Source organism: Prevotella sp. P5-92, from assembly GCF_002251245.1.
Taxonomy (GTDB): Bacteria; Bacteroidota; Bacteroidia; order Bacteroidales; family Bacteroidaceae; genus Prevotella.
In genome coordinates, this window is record NZ_NPJG01000043.1 from 1 (window position 1) to 733 (window position 733).

Consider the following 733-nt stretch of genomic DNA (forward strand, 5'->3'; position numbering starts at 1 on the left):
GCTGGCGTCGGCCATGTCTTCGCTCCAGAGAAATTCGCGCAGGGGCGAGCCTGTGCCCCAGAGTACCACGCGGTTGTCGTAGATGCCGTAGTAGGCGAGCGCACGGAGAATGCGGTCGGGCTGGCTGTGGCCGTCTACGTTGCCCTCGCCGATGATGTCGCGCAGGGCGTCGGTGGGGTTGATGGGGCGCTTGTCCATATCGCGGGCAATGCTGTGCCAGTCGCCCTCGTGGATGAGCTTGGCGAGGTAGACCTTACGCATCATGGCTGGCATGACATGCGAATTTTCGAGGTGGAAGTTGTCGTTGGGTCCATAGAGATTGGTGGGCATCACAGCGATGAAGTTGGTGCCGTACTGGAGATTGTAGGACTCGCACATCTTGAGTCCGGCTATCTTGGCGATAGCATACTCCTCGTTGGTGTACTCCAAGGGCGAGGTGAGCAGGCAGTCCTCGCGCATGGGCTGGGGCGCCTGCTTGGGGTAGATGCAGGTGGAGCCGAGGAAGAGCAGCTTCTTGACGCCGTGGGTGTAAGCGTTTTCTATCACGTTGCACTGCATCTTCATGTTCTGCATGATGAAGTCGGCGCGGTAGAGCGAGTTGGCCATGATGCCGCCCACAAAGGCTGCGGTGAGGACTACGGCATCGGGGCGCTCCTGGTCGAAGAAGGCCTTGACAGCCTGCTGGTCGGTGAGGTCGAGCTCGCTGTGGGTGCGGCCCACCAGATTGTGGTAG

1 protein-coding gene is annotated in these 733 nt (G+C 60.4%); it reads right to left on the reverse strand.

Features of this window, described 5'->3' with window-relative positions; all coding sequences use genetic code 11:
- Nucleotides 1-733, reverse strand: a 733-nt coding sequence (locus CIK99_RS05325; RefSeq protein ID WP_144007909.1) for an NAD-dependent epimerase/dehydratase family protein, incomplete at both ends; no start/stop codon positions are given.